Origin of the sequence: Providencia sp. PROV255 (assembly GCF_028478065.1) — a bacterium.
GTDB lineage: Bacteria > Pseudomonadota > Gammaproteobacteria > Enterobacterales > Enterobacteriaceae > Providencia > Providencia rettgeri.
On record NZ_JAMPMI010000003.1, the window covers coordinates 76879 to 96176 of the forward strand.

Sequence of the window (19298 nt, forward strand, 5' to 3'; positions counted from 1 at the left end):
CCTGATGTTCTTTCTAGTTTGTTGTTCATCACATAAAAGCGTTAACTGTTAAAAAGACTGTCTATACAGCACTTCCAGTTGCACCTTGCTCACATCCCGTGGATTGGTCGGAGTGCAACTATCGCGCAGTGCTTGCCCAACCATTTCCCCTAAACGGGCGTTAAAATCGAATTCATTAGTGCCGGTTGCTTGAATGCCTTTTGGCATATTCATTTCATCTTTCAATACGTTGATTGCCACAATTAGGCTTTCAACACCTTCACGTATTGTTGAGGCAGGTAAACTTAAATTTTTTGCGAGATGGGCATAACGTTTTGCAGCTTCGTTATCGCATCGCCCTTCTAAATCCGCATTGAAAGCCACGACTTGCGCCATCAACAACGCATTGGCACGGCCATGAGGAATATGGAATACGCCGCCTAATGCATGGGCTAAGCTATGCGTTATTCCCAATGAGGCATTGGTAAAAGCCATTCCCGCAATACATGACGCGTTATGCATTTTTTCGCGAGCCACTAAGTTGCTACCATCGCGATAGCAGTCAATTAAATGGCCGAACACTAATTGCACCGCTTTTTCAGCTAAGGCATCAGAAAAGTCAGATGCAGTGCGAGAAACATAGGCTTCTAGCGCGTGGCATAGCACGTCCATACCTGTGTCTGCCGTAATAGAAGCGGGTACTGACTTCACCAGTGCAGGGTCTAAGATAGCCACATCTGGCAGCATGAACTCATCAACCAAAACCAGTTTTTCAGACTGGGATTTGATCACTGAAAACGACGTCACTTCTGAGCCCGTCCCACTGGTAGTTGGGATGGCAATAAACTGTGGTTTAACGCGGCTGACGTCTTTTTTTGTGTGCCAGAGGGAGTAAATAACAGCTTTCGCAGCATCAATAACCGACCCACCACCGAGTGCAATCACCACATCTGGATATTGCATATCCATGATTTTCATACCGTTAACAATGGCTGAAATATCAGGATCTGGCTTAACATCATCGTAAATTGAAAATGTGATGCCACTTTGGGTTAACCTGCGAGTGACTTCATCGGCTAAGCCAAACTTCACCATCGCTTTGTCAGTGACGATAAAGGCATGGTGAGCACTCATGTGTGAGATAAAGTCCAATGCATTCGCACCGAATTGAACTTTAGGTTTAATCAAAAACTGGTTCATGCTGTTTTTACTCCTTGGTATAAACCTTCTCAACAATGGCAACCACTGACATGGCTTTGTAATTGTCTTTATTCAAAGCGAAGTAAGCTTCAGCTAAAACAATGTCGTTAATACCTGCGCCAACACTGTCGACTGCCACATACGTTTTGTTTTTCAACGGTTCAAGGTCATCCCCTAGCTTGGTTACCATCAATAAGTTACTGCCGCTAAGTTCTTGGCATTTCTGCGTTGCAACAACATGTCCAACTACCTTTGCGAGGATCATGGTTTATACCGCCTTATTCCAATAAGTTACTTATTTAGGCGTCCGAGAACGGCCTTGATGATTTGCTCAACATTTTCTTCAGTAATATCACCTTGAGAAACCACTGCCTCAGCAATCGCAGCCGTCGTTGCCGTACTGCCAAATCGGTCGTCGCCTGTTGGGTTAGCAGTCACCGCTGACGTTGTCGCTGCAACAGGGTTACGGAAGCGGTTATCATCAAAAATGCTGACTTGCGGTTGATTGCCGGCTGCTGATACCGCTGGCTGGGCAGAAGTACAAGACTGGGCGGGCTGTCTTAAATCATCAATGGAACGTACGCCATAACCGACTTTACGGATGTTCAGCAAGTTCATCGGGCCGACGTTATCGGAGCTAGAGCCACCACCTACTGCGCCACAACCCAGTGTTAACGCTGGCGTGATATTGGTCGTTGCGCCGATCCCACCCAATGCAGCTGGTGTATTAATCAAAATGCGATTAACGGGTTTTTCCAGAGAAAATTGACGAATAACATCTTCGTTTTGTGTGTGAATAACCAAAGTATGGCCGAGACCTTCATTGGTCAGTAAGTCAACTACACGGTGACAAGCTGACTGCCAGTCTTCCTCGATATACATCCCTAAAATTGGGCATAATTTTTCCCGGGAGTATGGGTTTTTCGGTGATACCGTGTCTTGCAGAGCAATCAACACACGCGTATTAGCTGGAACAGTGAAACCTGCACGCTGGCTTAATGTGATGGCATCTTTACCCACCACTTCTGGGTTGATAGTGCCATTCGCTCTTAGCAGCATGGATGCCATGCGTTTCGCTTCGTCTTCATTCATGAAGTAAGCGCCTTGAGCGAGTAGTTCACGATGAACTTCGTTGTAAATGCAACGTTCTACAATGATGGATTGTTCTGAAGCGCAAATGACACCGTTATCAAAAGTTTTACTGGTGATGATGTCACTCACCGCTTGTTTGATATTGGCGCTACGTTCAATAAATGCAGGGCCATTACCTGGACCGCCACTAATGGTTGGTGTACCGGATGCGTAAGCTGCGCGTACCATGCCTTCACCTCCCGTTGCCAAAATTAAAGAAACGTCTTTGCTGTGCATCAGTTCTTTCGTTGCTTCAAGAGTCAACATCGTGACGCCATCCACAATACCCGCTGGTGCCCCTGCTTCTAATGCGGCTTTTTTGACAATTTCTAATGTACGAAAACTACAGGCTTTCGCATTTGGGTGAGGGGAAAAGACAATGGCATTACCTGCCTTCAAGGCAATCAACGTTTTGTAGATGATGGTAGATGTTGGGTTAGTAGAAGGTACTAACGCCGTAATCACACCAAGAGGGACACCCACATCCATAACTTTGTTGATTTTGTCATCATTAATGATGCCAACGGTTTTGAGATCTTTAATGTGTTCATAAACACGTATTGAAGCAAAAGTGTTCTTCAGGACTTTATCTTGCCACTTACCGAACCCTGTTTCTTCATTGGCCATTTTTGCCAGCTCTTCTGCATGAAGTGCCGACTCAATCGCGATGTGCTTAACAATACTGTCGATTTTTTCCTGCGAAAATGTCGCAAATTCTTTCTGTGCTTGTTTCGCGTTTCTAACCAGCTCTCTTGCTAGTTGTCTGGATTGCAGATCTTTATCTAATGCAACCATGTCTTCCCCCGTATCGGAGTCAAAAATTAACTCATTAACTTGTGGTTTTATTTACTAATCAGCCAACAACTTAGGCTTTGTGTTGCTGTGCAATTTTGCCAATATCGTTGTGTGGTCTTGCAATAACACGTGAAGTCACCACAGTTCCGATACGTTTTGCCGCCTCAACACCAGACTCAACAGCAGCGTTAACGGCACCGACATCACCTTTAACCATTGCTGTTACTAGCCCTGAACCCACATTTTCATAACCAATTAGCTCAACATTCGCGGCTTTACACATGGCATCAGCAGCTTCAATACACGCCACTAAACCTTTGGTTTCAATTAGACCAAGTGCTTCTTTCATAAGTAATTTCCTGTTTTATTCCGTGACTTTATACTGGGAGACGATTTTTTGGATATCGTTATGAGGACGTGCGATAACCAAAGATGTCACGACGGTGCCAACGCGAGAGGCAGATTCAACACCTGAATCTACGGCAGCTTTCACTGCGCCCACATCGCCCTTGACCATGGCGGTAACTAAACCTGACCCAACATTTTCATAACCAATCAGCACAACGTTTGCGGCTTTGCACATCGAGTCCGCAGCTTCAATACAAGCCACTAACCCTTGAGTTTCAATAAGACCTAATGCGTCACCCATGTTTTTTCCTCCGGAAAAAGTTATGCCTTATGTTTAATAACGATTTTGTTGATATCGTTGTGTGGACGCGCAATGACCAGTGAAGTCACGACTTCGCCAACACGTTGAGCTGACTCAACGCCTGAATCGACAGCCGCTTTGACTGCACCCACATCGCCTTTGACCATCGCAGTCACGAGGCCTGAACCGACATTTTCATAGCCAATTAGCTCAACATTCGCCGCTTTGCACATGGCATCCGCCGCTTCAATACAAGCCACCAGACCTTTAGTTTCAATAAGACCTAATGCATCACCCATTGTTGTTTCCTCCGAAAAGCCTTCTTTGTTTTTCTTTACCGCTGATGCTTCAAGTTGATGTGTCCGAGTACATGTCCCTTGAAGAATCTGGGTAATCATTTACGCCAATGGTGTCTGCGCGGTGATTTATTGAACGCAGCCTTTGGCTTCAAACTCACTATAGAGCTGAAAAATAAAAACAAAATATAAATCCACGCATTCATTATAATTAGTTTTTTACTCTGAAAATTAGAATGATTTAGTAGTCGATTCATATAACCATGCTAAAAAAAATAAAAATTCACGTATCTATCTGGAGAGTGAAAATGGATAAAAAACAGAATTGATGTTAATCAATGGAATTGTTAACAAGATATTATCGAGCTGATAAGTGGGGGTAATTTAGAGAGTAATAACTGTGGGACGGCTCACCTGCTTATAAGCTTTGCTAAGCCGTTGTTGATAGAATAGTTGATTCTCTGTTGCAGGATATCAGAATAAAGCACATAAATGCGGTTGGGCTAATGACGGTAAAAAATGTAACACACATCTAGGTGACAAGAGTAAATTAGCGCCGTCAGTCGTAGTACAATTTGATGTATCGTGCAAATATACAAGGCGGCTAAAGCTGTATCGTGTCACAATAATTTAAGTTCATGGAGGAAGGTAAATAGCCTAGATAACTCAGGAAGGGATCAATAAAATACCTCGTCTCGCCTTTTAATCATCCTGCGATTAATCAAACTTACTGCCCGGCTTGAGTGTACAAATATAAAGAGGGGAATTGATTGAGCTTAGTAATAAGGCTTTGTCATTGAGCTTTTGCGCATTCAGAAACAAACCGTCATGGCTATCTGACATTTCTCGCATAAAGTAATCAAATATTACATCGGGAGATTCATCAATAGAAGAAGCACTCGCTTCCCATTGGCTAATATTATAGTGTCGTTCAGTAGGCGAAATGCGCTTTGTCGTATAGTTAAATTTCACATAGCGTTGTAAATACAACCATCCCGCTTTGGAGTCGGTATAACCTTCTACTACAATTGATCCTTTTCCATTCGCGCCAAAATTGAAGTGAATATTGCCATTAACGTTTTCATCTTTCATGTTTTCAAAACGCATGATGCCTTTCGTGGAACACACCATTAAACCATCTTGTTTATTTGAAAATAAAACCGATTGAGTGTAAATCACTACAATAATAAATAGTAAAAAGCTCAGTAAGCATAATACTTTTCCTGATATCTTCATGATGGTTTCCAAGAATAGTAAAAGTAATTATCGCAATAGCTAAAGGGATTGTCTTCATTGACTGCGCAATGCGCTAGGAACACTCGCCCCAGTCCATTTGTTTGCAGTTTATCGCCATAGAAAAAAACAAATCGTTCTTTCTCAACACATTCTAGATTTAAGTTATCTCTTACTTTATCAAAGTTTTGTACATAGTTTAGTGCTACGGTGTTATTGATCATTTTTTCATTCGATAACACATCACAATTAGTATGCTCAAGTACCGTCATGTTAATCGGCACTGACGGTTGGTTTGATAAATAAGCCATCGTCGCGAGTAAAACAGAACACAATAAAAAAGCACCACTAGCGAGATACCAACAAATTTCTTTTTTTTCTGGCGTCAATGTTGATTCTATTCTTTGGGGATCTTTAGGGACAGAAATGGGTTTGGGAATTGGAGATAAAACAACCGCTGCTGCTTCTATTTCACTTAAGCTAGTTATTAATTCAGTTTGAGGAATTTTAATATCATCAATTAATTCAAGGGAAACATCGGAATTAAATTCTAATCGCCCACGAGCAACTGTCACAATAATATTTTCAATACCATATGGGCGAAATGCTTTTCTTAATATACTTAGGTATTGGTTTAAATTACTGTTCGATGAAACTAATCCATTATCATCCCATACCGCTTTTAATACCTCATCTCGAGAAACAACGCCTCTGTGTTGAATAAAATAAAATAATAATGCATTGGCAGTTATCGACAGCTGTGTATCCACCTCATCTTCTTTTAAAGATAAAGTGCCATCAACTGCATCATATAGAATGAAAGCATTGATTTTATATTTCACTGTCGCCTCATGTGCTTATTTTATGAATAAAATTGCACTACCGTTATTATTACTATTTTTACTTATGTACTGTTTTTACTTATGGAATTTTTTCAAATGATATTGCCGTTAGCCGACTAACAATCGCATCACGTTCTTGCTGTGATAATGTTTCTCCCTCAGTCAATGACGAAAGCCATAACCCATCAGCCGCATAACGTACTAACGCCCCTAAATAACTGTTATCAAACTCATCGCCCTTCGCTAAATGGCTGGCTACCCAATCTCGCCAACACTGGCGTAATACAGGCTCAGTTGGCATCGCTAAGGACAGTAAGGCAAGTTGAAAACTTTCATCTGACTCTTTTAACTCACCGATGTAATGCAAATACGCACGAGAAAAGCGTCCATAAGTGTTTTGGTCATTCTCCATAATGATATTTATCCGCTCATCCATAATTTCCAGCAATTGAAGGAAAAGGGCATGAATAAGCTCTTGCTTCGAGGGAAAATGGTGCATCAATCCACCTTTACTGACACCCGCTTCTCTTGCTACTGCATTGAGAGATAACGAAGAAATCCCTTCTCTACCCGCAATAATACGAGCAGCTTTCAGTAGCTCCACTTGAAGCTTGATTGGGTCTTTTTTTCTATGCTGCGCGGATTTGTTCATGCGATGAATGATACCGACCAGTCGGTATGTTTCATTTTGACTAAAATCAAGTAACCCTGATTTGTTCATGGGTAAATCTAAATAGTGGAAGAGGACTCACAATATCGAATTATGAGCTGTTGTATCCCCATAGTTAATTTTAAAATATCAATTTTTTTTGATGCTCATTGACTTAATTAATTTAACTTAGTTTTGCACACATTCAGATTATGATGTTTAATGATAACAACGAAATAAAATTCTGAAGAAGTAATATCGGTTTGCAATATTCCTAATTAACTATCCGTGAAAGAGGTTTTATCATGTCAAATCAATACAATATTGGCGTTATTGTTGGTAGCTTACGTGCTGATTCTTACAATTTAGTTGTCGCTAAAGCCATAACTAAATTATTCCCCGCGAATTTCACGTTTAACTTTATCAATATTGGTGAACTACCTCTCTACAACCAAGATGCAGACCAAAATGTGCCCTCAGTTGTGGCCAATTTTAAATCTCAAATTAAAGCTTGTGATGGCATTATTTTTGCCACCCCTGAATATAACCGTTCAATGCCTGGCGTATTGAAAAATGCAATAGACCAAGGTTCTCGTCCATGGGGAGATAACTCGTGGGATGCTATTCCAGCAGGCGTTTTAGGTGTTTCTATTGGTAATATCAGCACAGCAATTGCCCAACAGCACTTACGCAACAGCCTGGCATTTTTAAATATGCCGACCATGAACCAGCCTGAGTGTTTCCTAAAATGGTATGACGGTATGGTCGATGAACAAGGTAACATCTCACCAAAAAGTAAAGATTTCCTACAACCGTGGGTAGATACCTTTGTGAAATTTGTTGGCCATAATGCCAAACATTAGCCTTTAAAAAAGCATCACGATTGTGATGCTTTCAGACTGCTGCCAAACCTATTATGTTTGGCAGTAAGTCTAATAGGTTTTGAAAATAAATTAGGAAAATCAATTTATTGATTTTCAGCTGATAACACAAAGCGGGAAAAACCACGCTTTTATCGCGCTTTGTCAACAACCTCAAGGCATCACGATTGTGATGCCTTTGTTTTATCTTCAAACACTATTTGGCTTACTACTAAAACAGCAATTAACGCCCTGCTTTGAGCTTTTGGAAATACTCTTCATACAGGATATTGGTATTCCCCACGTCGCTTTGCCATTCGCCTTTTTGCAGAACTTCTTCACTTGGATAAAGTGATGGGTCATTGGCAATCTCAGCAGGTAATAATTTTTTAGCGGCTAAATTTGGTGTTGGGTAACCAATAGATTCAGCCACTTGAGCCGCAATTTCTGGACGCAATAAGAAATTAATTAGCTTATGAGCCCCTTCCACATTTTTTGCATTGGCGGGAATCGCTAAGCTATCCATCCAAAAAATTCCGCCTTCTTTTGGCCATACCACTTCAATTGGTAAGCCTGCTTGCCGTGCAACGAACGCAGAGCCATTCCATAACATACCGACATCCACTTCACCTTCAATAAATGGTGTCGCTGGGTTGTCAGAGTTAAAGGCTAAAATATTTGGACGTAGTTTTTGTAGCTCTTTATAAGCTTCTTCAATTTGTTTCGGGTCAGTAGTATTACCTGAATAACCTAACTTGGTGAGCGCAACTTGGAAAACTTCCCGTGCATCATCCATCATCAGCAGGCTATTTTTATATTCAGGCTTCCAAAAATCTGCCCATGAGGTGATAGATTGTGGGTCAACCGCTTCACCGTTAATACCAATCCCCGTAGCTCCCCAAATATAAGGTACAGAATAATCATTATTCGGGTCGAATTCTTTATGAATTAAGTTTGGATCAAGATTTTTAAAATTGGTCAGTTTGCTTTGATCAATTTTTTGTAGCATCCCTTCTTTACTCATTTTGGCAATAAAATAAGTCGAAGGTACCACCAAGTCATAAGCCCCTTCTTTATAGGTCTTTAACTTGGTATACATACTTTCGTTTGATTCATAGGTGGAGTAAATCACCTTGATGCCAGTTTCTTTGGTGAATTGCTCTAATAAACCGGGGGGAACATATTCTGTCCAGTTATAGAAATACAGTACGTCTTTGTTATCGTCAGCGGCAGTTGCCGTGCCAATACTTGCAGCCATTAACCCTGCTGCCAGTAGGTAGGACCATTTTTTCATTACTGAGTTTCCCTCAACAAAGTGTTTTTTATCCCTATATACATCAAGTAACCACTTGAGTTATTTAGGGCATATATCTTATAGGCTAAATGAAGCCCACCCTCTCGCCGCATGGCATCAAAAAGGCGCTGTTATAGAAAAACCAGCGCTACCAATCGTTTATGATCTCGCTTTTTTCGAGTATTTATCCCGCATCACCCATTGACTTAAACAAACAAGTAGCAAGGACATAATCAACAACACTGTCGCCAAAGCATTTACTTCTGGGGAAACCCCAACTTTTACCATTGAATATATTTTCAGTGGCAAAATTTCATAGCTTGGCCCCGTGACAAATGACGAAACCACCACATCGTCCATCGACAATGTAAAGCTCAGTAACCATCCTGCCACAACCGCGGGTAGCGCTAATGGCAAAATGATTTTTCTTAAAATAGTAAACTCACCCGCACCAAGGTCACGTGCTGCTTCTAGCATTTTTACATCAAAATCCTTTAACCTTGCATACACTGTCACCACCACAAAGGGTAAACAAAATGTAATATGGGAAAAAAGTAATGACCAAAAGCCTAACGAGACCCCAAGGATCATAAATAGAACCAATAACGAAATCGCCATAACGATATCAGGGGACATCATTACCACAAATAACATACCACCGACGAATGGTTTCCCTCTAAAACGATAACGAAATAATGCGACAGCCGTTAGTGTACCAATAGCTGTTGCGAAGGTCGCAGACAAAACAGCCATGGTTAATGAATGCCCTGCGGCTTCTAATAAGCTATCGTTATTACTTAGTAGCTCATACCATTTGGTTGAAAACCCTTGCCACTGAATACCAAAACGCGATTCATTAAAGGAATTAACAATCAAAATGATGATTGGAATATAAAGATAAGCGTAGATGATGGCCATAAAGCCACCACGCAGAGTACGTCCGATCATTCTTCATATGCCTTTTTATTCAGAAGCTTAGCTGCTCGGTAATACACATACAGCAATAATCCCATCATCGCCGTGAGGAAAATGCTTGTTGCTGCCCCGAATGGCCAATCTCGAATATTTAAGAACTGGCTCTTAATCACGTTACCAATCAGTAGATTTTTCGCACCACCCATTAAATCCGCCACATAGAACAGCCCCATTGCAGGTAATAAAACCAGCAAGCAACCTGCAATAATTCCTGGCATCGTTAAAGGAATGATGATTTTCACGAACCGTTGAAATTTATTCGCTCCGAGATCCTTTGCAGCTTCTATATATGACTTATCCAACTTTTCAATACTTGAATACAGTGGCATCACCATAAACGGCAACAATATATAGATAAGGCCTAATATTACGGCCTCAGGTGTATACATAATTTTCAATGGTTTATCGATAACACCAACCCACAGTAAAAAGTCATTTAAGTACCCTTTGGTACTAAGAAAAACTTTTAACCCGTAAATACGAATCAATGAATTGGTCCAAAATGGCACAATTAACAAAAATAGCATCAACGGTTGTATCCGTTTCGGTAACCTTGCCAATATAAAGGCAAATGGATAGCCGATAACCAAACAGAAAAAGGTTGCTATCACCGCCATATTGAGCGAGTGCAACATGACCTCTGCATACATCGGGTCAGACAAGCGAATGTAGTTATCCCATGTAAAAACTAAGTCAACTAAGTTGGTGTCACTGCGCGTCAAAAAGCTAGTGCCAATAATCATAATATTAGGCAAAAAGACGAACAGCAGCAGCCAGGCGACCACCCCGGTGATAATAACGTTCTGCAAAATTTTATGCTTACGAATGATCATCCAGAACTACCTCCCAACTTTCAACCCAAGTTACAGCAACTTTTTGGTTAAGGGAGTGGTCGACATCGGGGTCATCTTCATTGAAGAATTCGCTTACCATGACAATTTTGCCATCTTCCATTTCAACCACTGAATCTAACGTCATGCCTTTATAGTTACGCTCACGAACGTAGCCAATCAGCCCCGGATAGTTATCTGCATCATTCACCTCTTCAACACGTAAGTCTTCAGGACGTAATAACACACTAACGTGCTGCCCTTCTTTGACAGAGAGCTCGGTAAAAATATCGCATTCGTGGCCTTCAACATTGGCACGAATACGTTTATCATCAATGCGATACAATACTTTCGCATCAAAAATATTAATTTCACCAATAAATTGAGCAACAAACAGGTTTTTTGGTTCCTCATAGATTTCACGAGGTGTTCCGTCTTGCTCAATTTTCCCTTCACGCATCACAATGATTCGATCAGACATGGCTAAGGCTTCTTCTTGATCGTGAGTCACAAAAATAAACGTGATCCCCAGTTTTCGTTGAAGCGCTTTTAGCTCATTTTGCATTTGTTTGCGCAGTTTGTAATCAAGCGCAGACAATGATTCATCCAGTAATAGGACTTTCGGGCGATTCACTACCGCACGGGCTATCGCCACACGCTGTTGTTGACCACCAGACAGTTGGTTGGGTCTACGCTCAGCAAAATCTTCTAGCTGCACCATACGTAAGGCTTGATCGACACGTTTTTGGATTTCAGCCGCAGGCGTTTTTTGCATGCGTAGGCCAAATGCCACGTTGTCGAAGACTGTCATATGAGGAAATAAAGCGTAGCTTTGGAATACGGTATTTACAAAGCGGTTTTCCGCTGGAATATCCGTAATATCTTGACCATCAAGAATAATTTGACCATCATCGACATCTTCCAGCCCAGCAATAAGACGTAAAACCGTCGTTTTACCGCAACCAGAAGGCCCCAGAATGGTCAAAAACTCACCGTTCTGAATGGTTAAGTCAAGCTCAGAAATAATTTGTTTGCCATCAAAACCTTTACTTAAAGATTTTAATTCAATGAGTGGTGTCAGAGAGGTTGTCTCAGTCATTTATTATACACTCTATCCCTAGGAATAATGCAGATAGAACCGCCACCGTTAAAGACTGTATAAGCTTGTCGGAGGTTTACTCTGTCGACTTAAGTAACATGAGTAACTAATTTTCCCCAGCAAAGCCCAAAACCAGTAGCGCCATTTAAACTTCATAAGGCATGCATGATAAACACTGTTTTTGCAAATTGAAAGCCATTTTCACAACTTCGTTTGCCTTTCATTATGAATTATCAATAAATAAAACAGATTTTTTAGAAAAATAAGCGACATAGCGATCTATAGAATCAGTCTGTCTATATCTATAGATTTACATGAAAAATCGGAAGGCAAAACTTAAGTCAAATCCAATGAAATTCATAGAGTTAAAATGATTCATAATAAAAATAATAATAATTATGGAATTAATAGTTTTTATTAATTTTAAATTTTTAATTCATATATTGAATGATATAAGCTTTAATTCAATTTTTTATGATGATTATATCTGCTAGATATATATCGTGATTACACATGAAAAAAGCTAATAACTGGCAACATCTATAACAAATAATTAAAGTCGCAGTTAATAATATTATTATGTGATTTAAATCTAATTTTTATTAATCCTTGTTTTTTATCTCAATAAATTTAACCAACATCATATTATCCTTTGCATCCCTTTGAATATAATAATCAAATTGATATAATTTCAAGCTAAACTGTAACTTTTAGTGACTTATTTTGTAATTTTTGTTTCATTATTACACCTATAAATTTTACTTTGTATCTTTCGAGTTAAACTAATTAAAGAATAAGCATAAACCTACGGGTGATTATTTTTGGAAATTCCACTGAAATTAATATGTGAGTGAGCAAAATGGCCAATAAAGCGTTTTTTTACCAAGAACCTTATCCATTATCTGAGGATAAAACCGAGTATTTCCAAGTCTCTGATAAATATGTTTCTGTAGAACAATTTGCAGGCAAGCAAATTTTAAAGATTGAACCTGAAGCATTAACCCTCCTTGCGGAACATGCAATTTATGAATCCCAGTTTTTTTTAAGGGCTGCGCACCAAAAACAAGTCGCTGCTATCTTACAAGACCCAGAAGCCAGCGAAAACGACAAATATGTGGCATTGCAATTACTTCGCAATGCTGAAATTTCTGCAAAAGGTATTTTGCCAAACTGCCAAGATACCGGCACCGTTGCGGTTGTTGGGAAAAAAGGCCAACAAGTTTGGACAGACTGTGATGACGAAGAGTACCTGTCACGAGGGATTTACAACGTCTTCCAACACGAAAACCTGCGTTTTTCGCAAAATGCACCGCTAGATATGTTTAATGAAGTCAATACAGGTACAAACCTGCCAGCACAGTTTGACATTTTTGCGACCACAGGTGATGAGTATCACTTCCTGTTTGTCAATAAAGGCGGCGGTTCTGCAAATAAATCAGCACTTTATCAAGAAACAAAAGCAACCTTAACACCAGCTAAGTTAAAAAATTTCTTAATTGAAAAAATGAGAAATTTAGGAACAACAGCTTGTCCACCTTATCATATTGCTTTCGTTATCGGTGGCACCTCTGCGGAAACAACACTGAAAACAGCCAAACTCGCCTCAGCGAAATACTACGACAATCTGCCAACCACGGGTAATGAATATGGCCGAGCTTTCCGTGATATTGAGCTAGAAAATGAGTTATTAGAAGCGTCACGTCATCTTGGCTTTGGCGCCCAATTTGGTGGTAAATATTTTGCTCACGATGTGCGTGTTATTCGTTTACCTCGTCATGGCGCCTCTTGCCCAATCGGTTTAGCCATTTCTTGCTCGGCTGACCGAAATATTAAGGCTAAAATCACCAAAAGCGGTTTATGGCTTGAAAAAATGGAGCATAACCCAGCCCAATACATTCCTGAATCTATGCGTCACCAAGCTGAAGGAAAAGTGGTGCATATCGACCTCAACCGTCCAATGAAAGATATTTTGGCTGAGCTAAGTAAACACCCTGTATCGACCCGTGTTTCCCTCAGTGGCCCACTGATCATCGCTCGAGATATTGCGCATACCAAGCTTAAAGAACGTTTAGATAACGGCGAAGAATTACCACAATACTTTAAAGACCACATGGTCTATTACGCAGGGCCAGCCAAAAAACCGGAAGATATGGTTTCTGGTTCTTTAGGCCCAACAACGGGTAACCGAATGGACCCCTACGTTGACCTGTTCCAATCCCACGGTGGTAGCATGATAATGTTGGCGAAAGGCAACCGAACTCAAGCGGTAACCGATGCATGTAAGAAACACGGCGGTTTCTACTTAGGTAGTATTGGTGGTTCAGCAGCAATACTGGCGCAAGAATATGTGAAAAGCTTAAATTGCCTTGAGTACCCAGAATTAGGCATGGAAGCAATTTGGAAAATGGAAGTTGAAGGGCTGCCAGCATTCATTCTCGTTGATGACAAGGGCAATAACTTCTTTGAACAAGTCCAAAATGAGACTTGCAGTAAATGCGTTAAGTAATATTTGCCACTCTAGCGCAATGGAATGCGCTAACTTTCGTTAGCCTGTATGACTATGTAACATAATCATACAGTTACATAGTAAAAGAGCAGGCCAAAAACCCGCTCTTTTATTATCACTCACATCAATGCATAACTAACATCAATAATAGTTAATTCGAACAATGGTTGAGGCGTTAAATCCTCCCGTTTTCACCGTTCCCGCCTTTTTAATGGTTGCACTATAATCACGCGTTACTGATGTGCTTCCTTGCGGTAAACTGCCGAAAAATTGGAAGTAATTGAATTTTATCTGATTACTTTTATCATCCATAATTGTCAAATTGGTTCCATTTTTCAAATCAATCGCATATTCGCCATTTAATGGATCGGTTGTTTCAAAATTGATATTCATCGAGAAGTTATCAAGACAACCTCTTTTCACTGCTTGAACTTGAAAATCTTTTTTAAATTCTTTCCCTTGATTCAATTCTGTGATCATTAACTGGCCAAAATCAATTTGCTGTGATTCTGGGAAAACTTTAATATCCGCACCACATTTTAAGAAACGAATCCCTCGTAACCCAGATATCGAATAGCGTAAGTTTTTCGCTCCCGGTGTCGTATTGATCCCCCCGCTCCCATCAAATTGGAAAACCGTAAATTGGTTATCACCTTCATAATTCCCAGACGGCGGGACCGTACCTGTTACCTTAATATATAAATTAAATGTGACAGTCACAGTAACGCTTTGCTTGCCACTAATTGGCGGTGTTCCCAAGCTGACTTTTTGTTTATCACGCTCAAGTTGTTCACCTTGGTAGTTAGCTCCAAGTAGTAATCCTGTCCCTAATTTTTGTGATGTCGGGTTAAAATACATATGAACAACGTCAACCATATTACCGAGTACGTTATCGCAATAAACAGTGACTGTTAATGGGTCAGATTGCCAAATAACCGTTCCCGCAGGTGTATCTGAAGGAATCGCTAATTGCCCAACCGGTACCGCAGGTTTAATGACGACTCCAGTCCCAGCTTCAACACAATCTAAAGCAAATGTTTTTGGGCTAATAAAAACGAACAGAAATAAAATATAAAAACCATATTTTTGAATAAACGTGTGTATCATGATTTATACACCTTATATGTAAGTAATATTTAAGGTAATTTGCGTTTTAATATTACCCACTGTTAATTCATTTCTTGGCAGATAACTCTCTAGCATGGAATAAATCGTAATTTGCTGGTTATCATCAAAATAGATGGGATAACTGCGGTATTCTCCATTAGGAACAATATTGCCATCTTTATCCATCAAACGAATGCCATAGCCATTTAGAATGGTTTTACCACCAAATAAATTGCGGTCTGTACTTTCAGTTGGCTCTGAAATAAACATGATCCGGACAACCGGATCTCTATCATCGCGATCACGTTTTGGAAAAATGCAGTCATCAAATTTCAATTTGATTTCATGCTTAGGGCTTCTGTCCCCAATTTCATTAAAGTAATTCAGAGATATTGGCCCTAATTCAATATTTTGATCTATCGAGTAAAATGAAATCTTACAAGGCAATGCCACCACATTTCCCGTAAAATTAAGATCACCTCTCATCATGCTACTATCTGCATAAGCTTGGCTGGTGCATAGCGATAGCATAAAAAGACATATTGAAAAGTAGCAATTTCTCATATCTAAAATCCTATTAGCTCTCTTTTGACAACTGGCAGGTTGATGCAGCGCATTGGTAAGTCAACATTTTCATACCACCGTAATCATCCATATACCCGGTATATAACTGATTAAAACTGCTTGATGGCACGGGGACACTTTCTTTAGAAAACGGGGCTATCATGACACTTTCAAAACCAGGAAAGTTTTTCTGGTTGGTATTACTCAGGTAACCAAGAGTCACGTAATATTTAGTTGGATTTTCAATTAATAATTGCCCACCTGTATGTGTATATTTCAGCTCTTTAGCCCATACTTTGTCGCTATTATTTTCGATTTGAGGTGGCCGATAAAACATTTTTAGACGGCTTTGAATCGCAATCTGAACAACATTTTCTTTATCTGCAACAGGAGGAATTTCGCGCACATTTAAATAGAACAGCGATTCTCTATCTTGTGGAAGAGCGTCAATTCCCTCTGTTTTAATAATTTTTATCTGGTTTTTAGCATTCGGTTCGACACGTTGCATTGGAGGTAAAACAGTAAAAGGTTCAGAAATCTTATTCCCCTTTTCGTCTTCCATCCAAGATTGAGCTAAATAGGGCATTGTTTTACTTTGGTTATTAATAACCAAACTTATTGATTTATCTTTGCCTGGAAAAATAATCCGTGTACGGTCGATATTAATCGCAGCAGACGCAACTTGCATGCCGACAAAAACTAATGAAAATCCTAAAGCTACTACATACTTTTTACTCATACATCATTCCTTTATTGGCAAGGGATCAGGACTTTACCCTGATTTTTTTCGGCAATATTAGGTAAATTCAAACTACATTGGTTTGCGCCAGCGGCCCATTTCACTATGTAGCTTTCTTCTGGAACCACACCCGTTAAATAAGCAACGCCACTATCAGCAATAATTCCGACTTCTCTTCCTGTGCCTACTTCAATCACACTGGTACCAAGCGGTGGATAATTTCCATTATTCAAACGGATAATTGCTAGAATACGTTTTCCTTGGTTCGCTTTTATTCTCTGATAACCAATTGAGCCCTCAGTCAATGTTTTACCAATAATGTTGTCATTGACATCCACATCATCAGGTAATGTATTCATATCAATGTAAACATCTGAATTAGAAAAACTATTTAAACTTGTCGCAACACCAATACCAAATCGGTTCGTGACAGATTCTCCATTATCAATAGAAATTCCTGCGACATTATCACTATCAATCATTACCCGAGGTTCGTTGTTAGTCCCGTTACGGTGCATGGCCGCACCGTATTTTGTTGCAGTCATGGAGCCATACCAACTACCGCCGACAGCGCGATATGAATTCACATTCTCTGTCGCATTAACATTTAACACGCCATAAGGCGATGAATATTGATAACTACCGCTGATATTAGGTTCTGCACGCCCAAGTTTGTGCTGGTCACCGCCCACACGCATACTCCAGTAGTTGTTATTCTCATTTGCACTGTAATAACCCACTGACTGGCCAAAGCTATGGTCACTATCTGCATATTGGGCGTCATAACTCACTGAAGCCCCGTTTTCGAGTGGCACGGAGAAAGACAGATAAATTTGGTTATCATCCGTCTCTTCATATTTAATTTTATTAAGAGATAATGTGCCGGAAATATTTTTAATTTGCCCAATACTGAATAACTTACTAAAGCTCATCCCAAAGTTTGTTGTCGATTCGCTATTCCAAAATTGACGATGAGAGGCATTAAAATAAACCGTTAAATCCAATGGGCTAATGTATTGATTAAAAGACGCGGTATAGACGTTTTTGTCACGCCTAAAATCAAGCACACCATTAGCTGCATCAATGTATTGAGGCATTGTTAAGAATTCTTTTTCAGAAAACTTATAGCCTGCAAATGTCACCTGCGAATTGGTAGATTCAAAACGTTTAGAATAATTTAAACGGTAGCTGTTACCTGAATAAGAGCCAAAATTATCTAAATTTGCATGGGTACGAGTAATATCAAGGGAAATAGCACCAAACATATTCATGTTTTGCCCTATTCCCAAGTTCATCGCTTGATAATTGTTATTATCGACCGTGGCAATTAACCCGCCGAAAATTGATGTGTTACCAAATAAACCATAGGAGACTTCCCCGACAATAAATTTAGGGTCAATTTTCTGTGAGCGGCCAAATGGGTCAGATTGCCCCATGGTAAATTTATAAAGCAGCTGCCCCTGACGGGTTAAAAACGGCAACGATGCTGCTGTTACTTGATAAGTGGTTTTTGAACCGTCTTCTTCCTCAATGGTGACATCTAAAGTACCTTGTACTGCTTCAGTAATATCTTGAACATTAAATGGCCCGGGAGCGACTTTAACTTGCTTAATCACACGCCCATTCTGTGAAATAATCACCATCGCATTTGTTTTAGCGATACCCGTAACCTGAGGCGCATAACCACGTAGTGAAGGCGGAAGCATCCGATTATCACTAAAAATAGACGCCCCTATAAAGCGAAAACTATCAAATAAATCAGTCTTCAAATAAGACTCACCAAGTAAAACCTTTGCCCCCATTTGAGGTAAGGCACGAAAGGCATATAACTGAGTCCAATCAAACCGTTCATTCGTTTTACCTTGAGAACGATTATATTGATATTGATAGTCCGCACGGAAACGCCAAGCACCTAAGTTAACGCCAGCGGTACCGTTACTACTACCACTGAATGTTTCACTGTTATTTTTAGGCGCAGAATAATTAGCAAACAGGTTATAGTCGAGAAATGCTCCCATAATCCCATTTTCCCATTGGGAAGGTGGAACCCAATACGGATCATCGTATTCAAGCCAAGCTTGAGGAATAGAAAATAAGATATTTTGATTCGCTTTATCAAAGCGATAACTAATATCTAAATTTTTAGATAGTTCAACACACTGGCCATTATTATTTTGCAGAAGCTCTTCCTTTATCTTCTTTTTTAATGCAAAAATATTTACCATCTCTGGTGTAACACAGAGTGTTGAAGTATCTTTACTCTCTTCAATGAACTTAATTAAATACTGCCCTGATAGTTTTCTACCATTTAATGTAATATCCGTTAGATATTCGCCGGCAGGAATAAAGTCAGGGTTTGAAAATTGACTCAAATCAATATTATCTCTGTCCTTAGCATCAATAATATTCATATTAAATTCCACTGCATTTGATATTCCCGAAACGGAAAATGCCAACGCAATCGAAAATAATATTTTATTTATTTTAAACTGAGGCAATAGAGACATGATGTTCCCTGTCAAAAAATAAAAGCTAAGAAAGGAAAATAAC

Annotated in this window: 19 protein-coding genes; 2 read left to right on the plus strand and 17 right to left on the minus strand. The window is 39.8% G+C overall.

The genetic code is table 11. The features are described 5' to 3' along the window. Positions 1-48 precede the first annotated feature (48 nt). From PR725_RS01790 to PR725_RS01830, 9 genes are all read right to left on the minus strand, one after another. Positions 49-1179 carry a 1-propanol dehydrogenase PduQ gene (locus PR725_RS01790; RefSeq protein WP_110731649.1) on the minus strand — a complete coding sequence of 377 codons (1131 nt, stop codon included), beginning with the start codon at positions 1177-1179 and terminating at the stop codon, positions 49-51. 7 nt (positions 1180-1186) lie between these two features. Then, positions 1187-1444: a EutN/CcmL family microcompartment protein gene (locus PR725_RS01795; RefSeq protein WP_004259057.1), complete on the minus strand. Its 258-nt coding sequence runs from the start codon at positions 1442-1444 to the stop codon at positions 1187-1189. A gap of 26 nt (positions 1445-1470) precedes the next feature. Then, positions 1471-3105, minus strand: a complete 1635-nt coding sequence (locus PR725_RS01800) for an acetaldehyde dehydrogenase (acetylating) (RefSeq protein ID WP_004907960.1) — start codon at positions 3103-3105, stop codon at positions 1471-1473. A 70-nt stretch (positions 3106-3175) separates the two neighbouring features. Continuing rightward, on the minus strand, positions 3176-3454 hold the full coding sequence (locus tag PR725_RS01805) for a BMC domain-containing protein (RefSeq protein ID WP_004259063.1): 279 nt from the start codon (positions 3452-3454) through the stop codon (positions 3176-3178). 15 nt (positions 3455-3469) lie between these two features. Next, on the minus strand, positions 3470-3754 hold the full coding sequence (locus PR725_RS01810; RefSeq protein ID WP_004907958.1) for a BMC domain-containing protein: 285 nt from the start codon (positions 3752-3754) through the stop codon (positions 3470-3472). A 20-nt stretch (positions 3755-3774) separates the two neighbouring features. Then, positions 3775-4053 carry a BMC domain-containing protein gene (locus PR725_RS01815; RefSeq protein ID WP_004249182.1) on the minus strand — a complete coding sequence of 93 codons (279 nt, stop codon included), beginning with the start codon at positions 4051-4053 and terminating at the stop codon, positions 3775-3777. A 714-nt stretch (positions 4054-4767) separates the two neighbouring features. After that, a complete protein-coding gene (locus PR725_RS01820) occupies positions 4768-5286 on the minus strand; it encodes a FidL-like protein (protein WP_004907954.1) in 519 nt (172 codons plus the stop codon). Beyond that, positions 5283-6125: a transcriptional regulator gene (locus tag PR725_RS01825; RefSeq protein ID WP_110731647.1), complete on the minus strand. Its 843-nt coding sequence runs from the start codon at positions 6123-6125 to the stop codon at positions 5283-5285. Before PR725_RS01825 ends, PR725_RS01820 begins: the two co-directional genes overlap by 4 nt. Before the next feature lie 79 nt (positions 6126-6204). Further along, positions 6205-6777, minus strand: a complete 573-nt coding sequence (locus tag PR725_RS01830; protein WP_109912693.1) for a TetR/AcrR family transcriptional regulator — start codon at positions 6775-6777, stop codon at positions 6205-6207. A 302-nt stretch (positions 6778-7079) separates the two neighbouring features. Here PR725_RS01830 and PR725_RS01835 point away from each other — a divergent pair, with 302 nt between their 5' ends. After that, positions 7080-7637 (plus strand): NADPH-dependent FMN reductase, encoded by a 558-nt coding sequence (locus tag PR725_RS01835; protein WP_272513239.1) that lies wholly within the window; start codon positions 7080-7082, stop codon positions 7635-7637. Between the two features lie 241 nt (positions 7638-7878). On the opposite strand, the gene potD is transcribed toward PR725_RS01835, so the two are convergent. From potD to potA, 4 genes are all read right to left on the minus strand, one after another. Continuing rightward, positions 7879-8928, minus strand: a complete 1050-nt coding sequence (potD, locus tag PR725_RS01840) for a spermidine/putrescine ABC transporter substrate-binding protein PotD (protein WP_004907947.1) — start codon at positions 8926-8928, stop codon at positions 7879-7881. Positions 8929-9087: 159 nt separating this feature from the next. Next, a complete protein-coding gene (gene potC, locus PR725_RS01845; RefSeq protein WP_004907946.1) occupies positions 9088-9876 on the minus strand; it encodes a spermidine/putrescine ABC transporter permease PotC in 789 nt (262 codons plus the stop codon). Then, positions 9873-10736 carry a spermidine/putrescine ABC transporter permease PotB gene (gene potB, locus PR725_RS01850; protein WP_004907944.1) on the minus strand — a complete coding sequence of 288 codons (864 nt, stop codon included), beginning with the start codon at positions 10734-10736 and terminating at the stop codon, positions 9873-9875. Before potB ends, potC begins: the two co-directional genes overlap by 4 nt. Further along, positions 10723-11832, minus strand: a complete 1110-nt coding sequence (gene potA, locus PR725_RS01855; RefSeq protein WP_004907942.1) for a spermidine/putrescine ABC transporter ATP-binding protein PotA — start codon at positions 11830-11832, stop codon at positions 10723-10725. The genes potB and potA overlap by 14 nt, the downstream gene beginning before the upstream one ends. An 859-nt stretch (positions 11833-12691) precedes the next feature. Here potA and PR725_RS01860 point away from each other — a divergent pair. Continuing rightward, positions 12692-14338 carry a fumarate hydratase gene (locus tag PR725_RS01860; RefSeq protein WP_109912651.1) on the plus strand — a complete coding sequence of 549 codons (1647 nt, stop codon included), beginning with the start codon at positions 12692-12694 and terminating at the stop codon, positions 14336-14338. A 141-nt stretch (positions 14339-14479) separates the two neighbouring features. On the opposite strand, the gene PR725_RS01865 is transcribed toward PR725_RS01860, so the two are convergent. The 4 genes from PR725_RS01865 to PR725_RS01880 all read right to left on the minus strand — a co-directional run bounded on the left by PR725_RS01865 (position 14480) and on the right by PR725_RS01880 (position 19255). Further along, on the minus strand, positions 14480-15445 hold the full coding sequence (locus tag PR725_RS01865) for a fimbrial protein (RefSeq protein WP_109912652.1): 966 nt from the start codon (positions 15443-15445) through the stop codon (positions 14480-14482). A 12-nt stretch (positions 15446-15457) separates the two neighbouring features. Next, the gene (locus tag PR725_RS01870; protein ID WP_004907936.1) at positions 15458-15934 is read right to left on the minus strand and encodes a fimbrial protein; all 477 of its coding nucleotides are present in this window, start codon (positions 15932-15934) and stop codon (positions 15458-15460) included. Positions 15935-16022: 88 nt separating this feature from the next. Then, complete coding sequence (locus tag PR725_RS01875) at positions 16023-16748, minus strand: fimbrial biogenesis chaperone (RefSeq protein ID WP_272567325.1); 726 nt, start codon at positions 16746-16748, stop codon at positions 16023-16025. A gap of 11 nt (positions 16749-16759) precedes the next feature. Continuing rightward, the gene (locus PR725_RS01880) at positions 16760-19255 is read right to left on the minus strand and encodes a fimbria/pilus outer membrane usher protein (protein ID WP_004907932.1); all 2496 of its coding nucleotides are present in this window, start codon (positions 19253-19255) and stop codon (positions 16760-16762) included. Positions 19256-19298: the final 43 nt, after the last annotated feature.

Coding starts and splice junctions, on each gene's coding strand:
- PR725_RS01830 (WP_109912693.1), bottom strand. CDS start 6,777: ATGAACAAATCCGCGCAGCATAGAAAAAAAGACCCAATCAAGCTTCAA.
- potB (WP_004907944.1), bottom strand. CDS start 10,736: ATGATCATTCGTAAGCATAAAATTTTGCAGAACGTTATTATCACCGGG.
- PR725_RS01860 (WP_109912651.1), top strand. CDS start 12,692: ATGGCCAATAAAGCGTTTTTTTACCAAGAACCTTATCCATTATCTGAG.
- PR725_RS01795 (WP_004259057.1), bottom strand. CDS start 1,444: ATGATCCTCGCAAAGGTAGTTGGACATGTTGTTGCAACGCAGAAATGC.
- PR725_RS01815 (WP_004249182.1), bottom strand. CDS start 4,053: ATGGGTGATGCATTAGGTCTTATTGAAACTAAAGGTCTGGTGGCTTGT.
- PR725_RS01810 (WP_004907958.1), bottom strand. CDS start 3,754: ATGGGTGACGCATTAGGTCTTATTGAAACTCAAGGGTTAGTGGCTTGT.
- PR725_RS01870 (WP_004907936.1), bottom strand. CDS start 15,934: ATGATGAGAGGTGATCTTAATTTTACGGGAAATGTGGTGGCATTGCCT.
- potC (WP_004907946.1), bottom strand. CDS start 9,876: ATGATCGGACGTACTCTGCGTGGTGGCTTTATGGCCATCATCTACGCT.
- PR725_RS01790 (WP_110731649.1), bottom strand. CDS start 1,179: ATGAACCAGTTTTTGATTAAACCTAAAGTTCAATTCGGTGCGAATGCA.
- PR725_RS01805 (WP_004259063.1), bottom strand. CDS start 3,454: ATGAAAGAAGCACTTGGTCTAATTGAAACCAAAGGTTTAGTGGCGTGT.
- PR725_RS01865 (WP_109912652.1), bottom strand. CDS start 15,445: ATGATACACACGTTTATTCAAAAATATGGTTTTTATATTTTATTTCTG.
- PR725_RS01820 (WP_004907954.1), bottom strand. CDS start 5,286: ATGAAGATATCAGGAAAAGTATTATGCTTACTGAGCTTTTTACTATTT.
- PR725_RS01875 (WP_272567325.1), bottom strand. CDS start 16,748: ATGAGTAAAAAGTATGTAGTAGCTTTAGGATTTTCATTAGTTTTTGTC.
- potD (WP_004907947.1), bottom strand. CDS start 8,928: ATGAAAAAATGGTCCTACCTACTGGCAGCAGGGTTAATGGCTGCAAGT.
- PR725_RS01835 (WP_272513239.1), top strand. CDS start 7,080: ATGTCAAATCAATACAATATTGGCGTTATTGTTGGTAGCTTACGTGCT.
- PR725_RS01800 (WP_004907960.1), bottom strand. CDS start 3,105: ATGGTTGCATTAGATAAAGATCTGCAATCCAGACAACTAGCAAGAGAG.
- potA (WP_004907942.1), bottom strand. CDS start 11,832: ATGACTGAGACAACCTCTCTGACACCACTCATTGAATTAAAATCTTTA.
- PR725_RS01880 (WP_004907932.1), bottom strand. CDS start 19,255: ATGTCTCTATTGCCTCAGTTTAAAATAAATAAAATATTATTTTCGATT.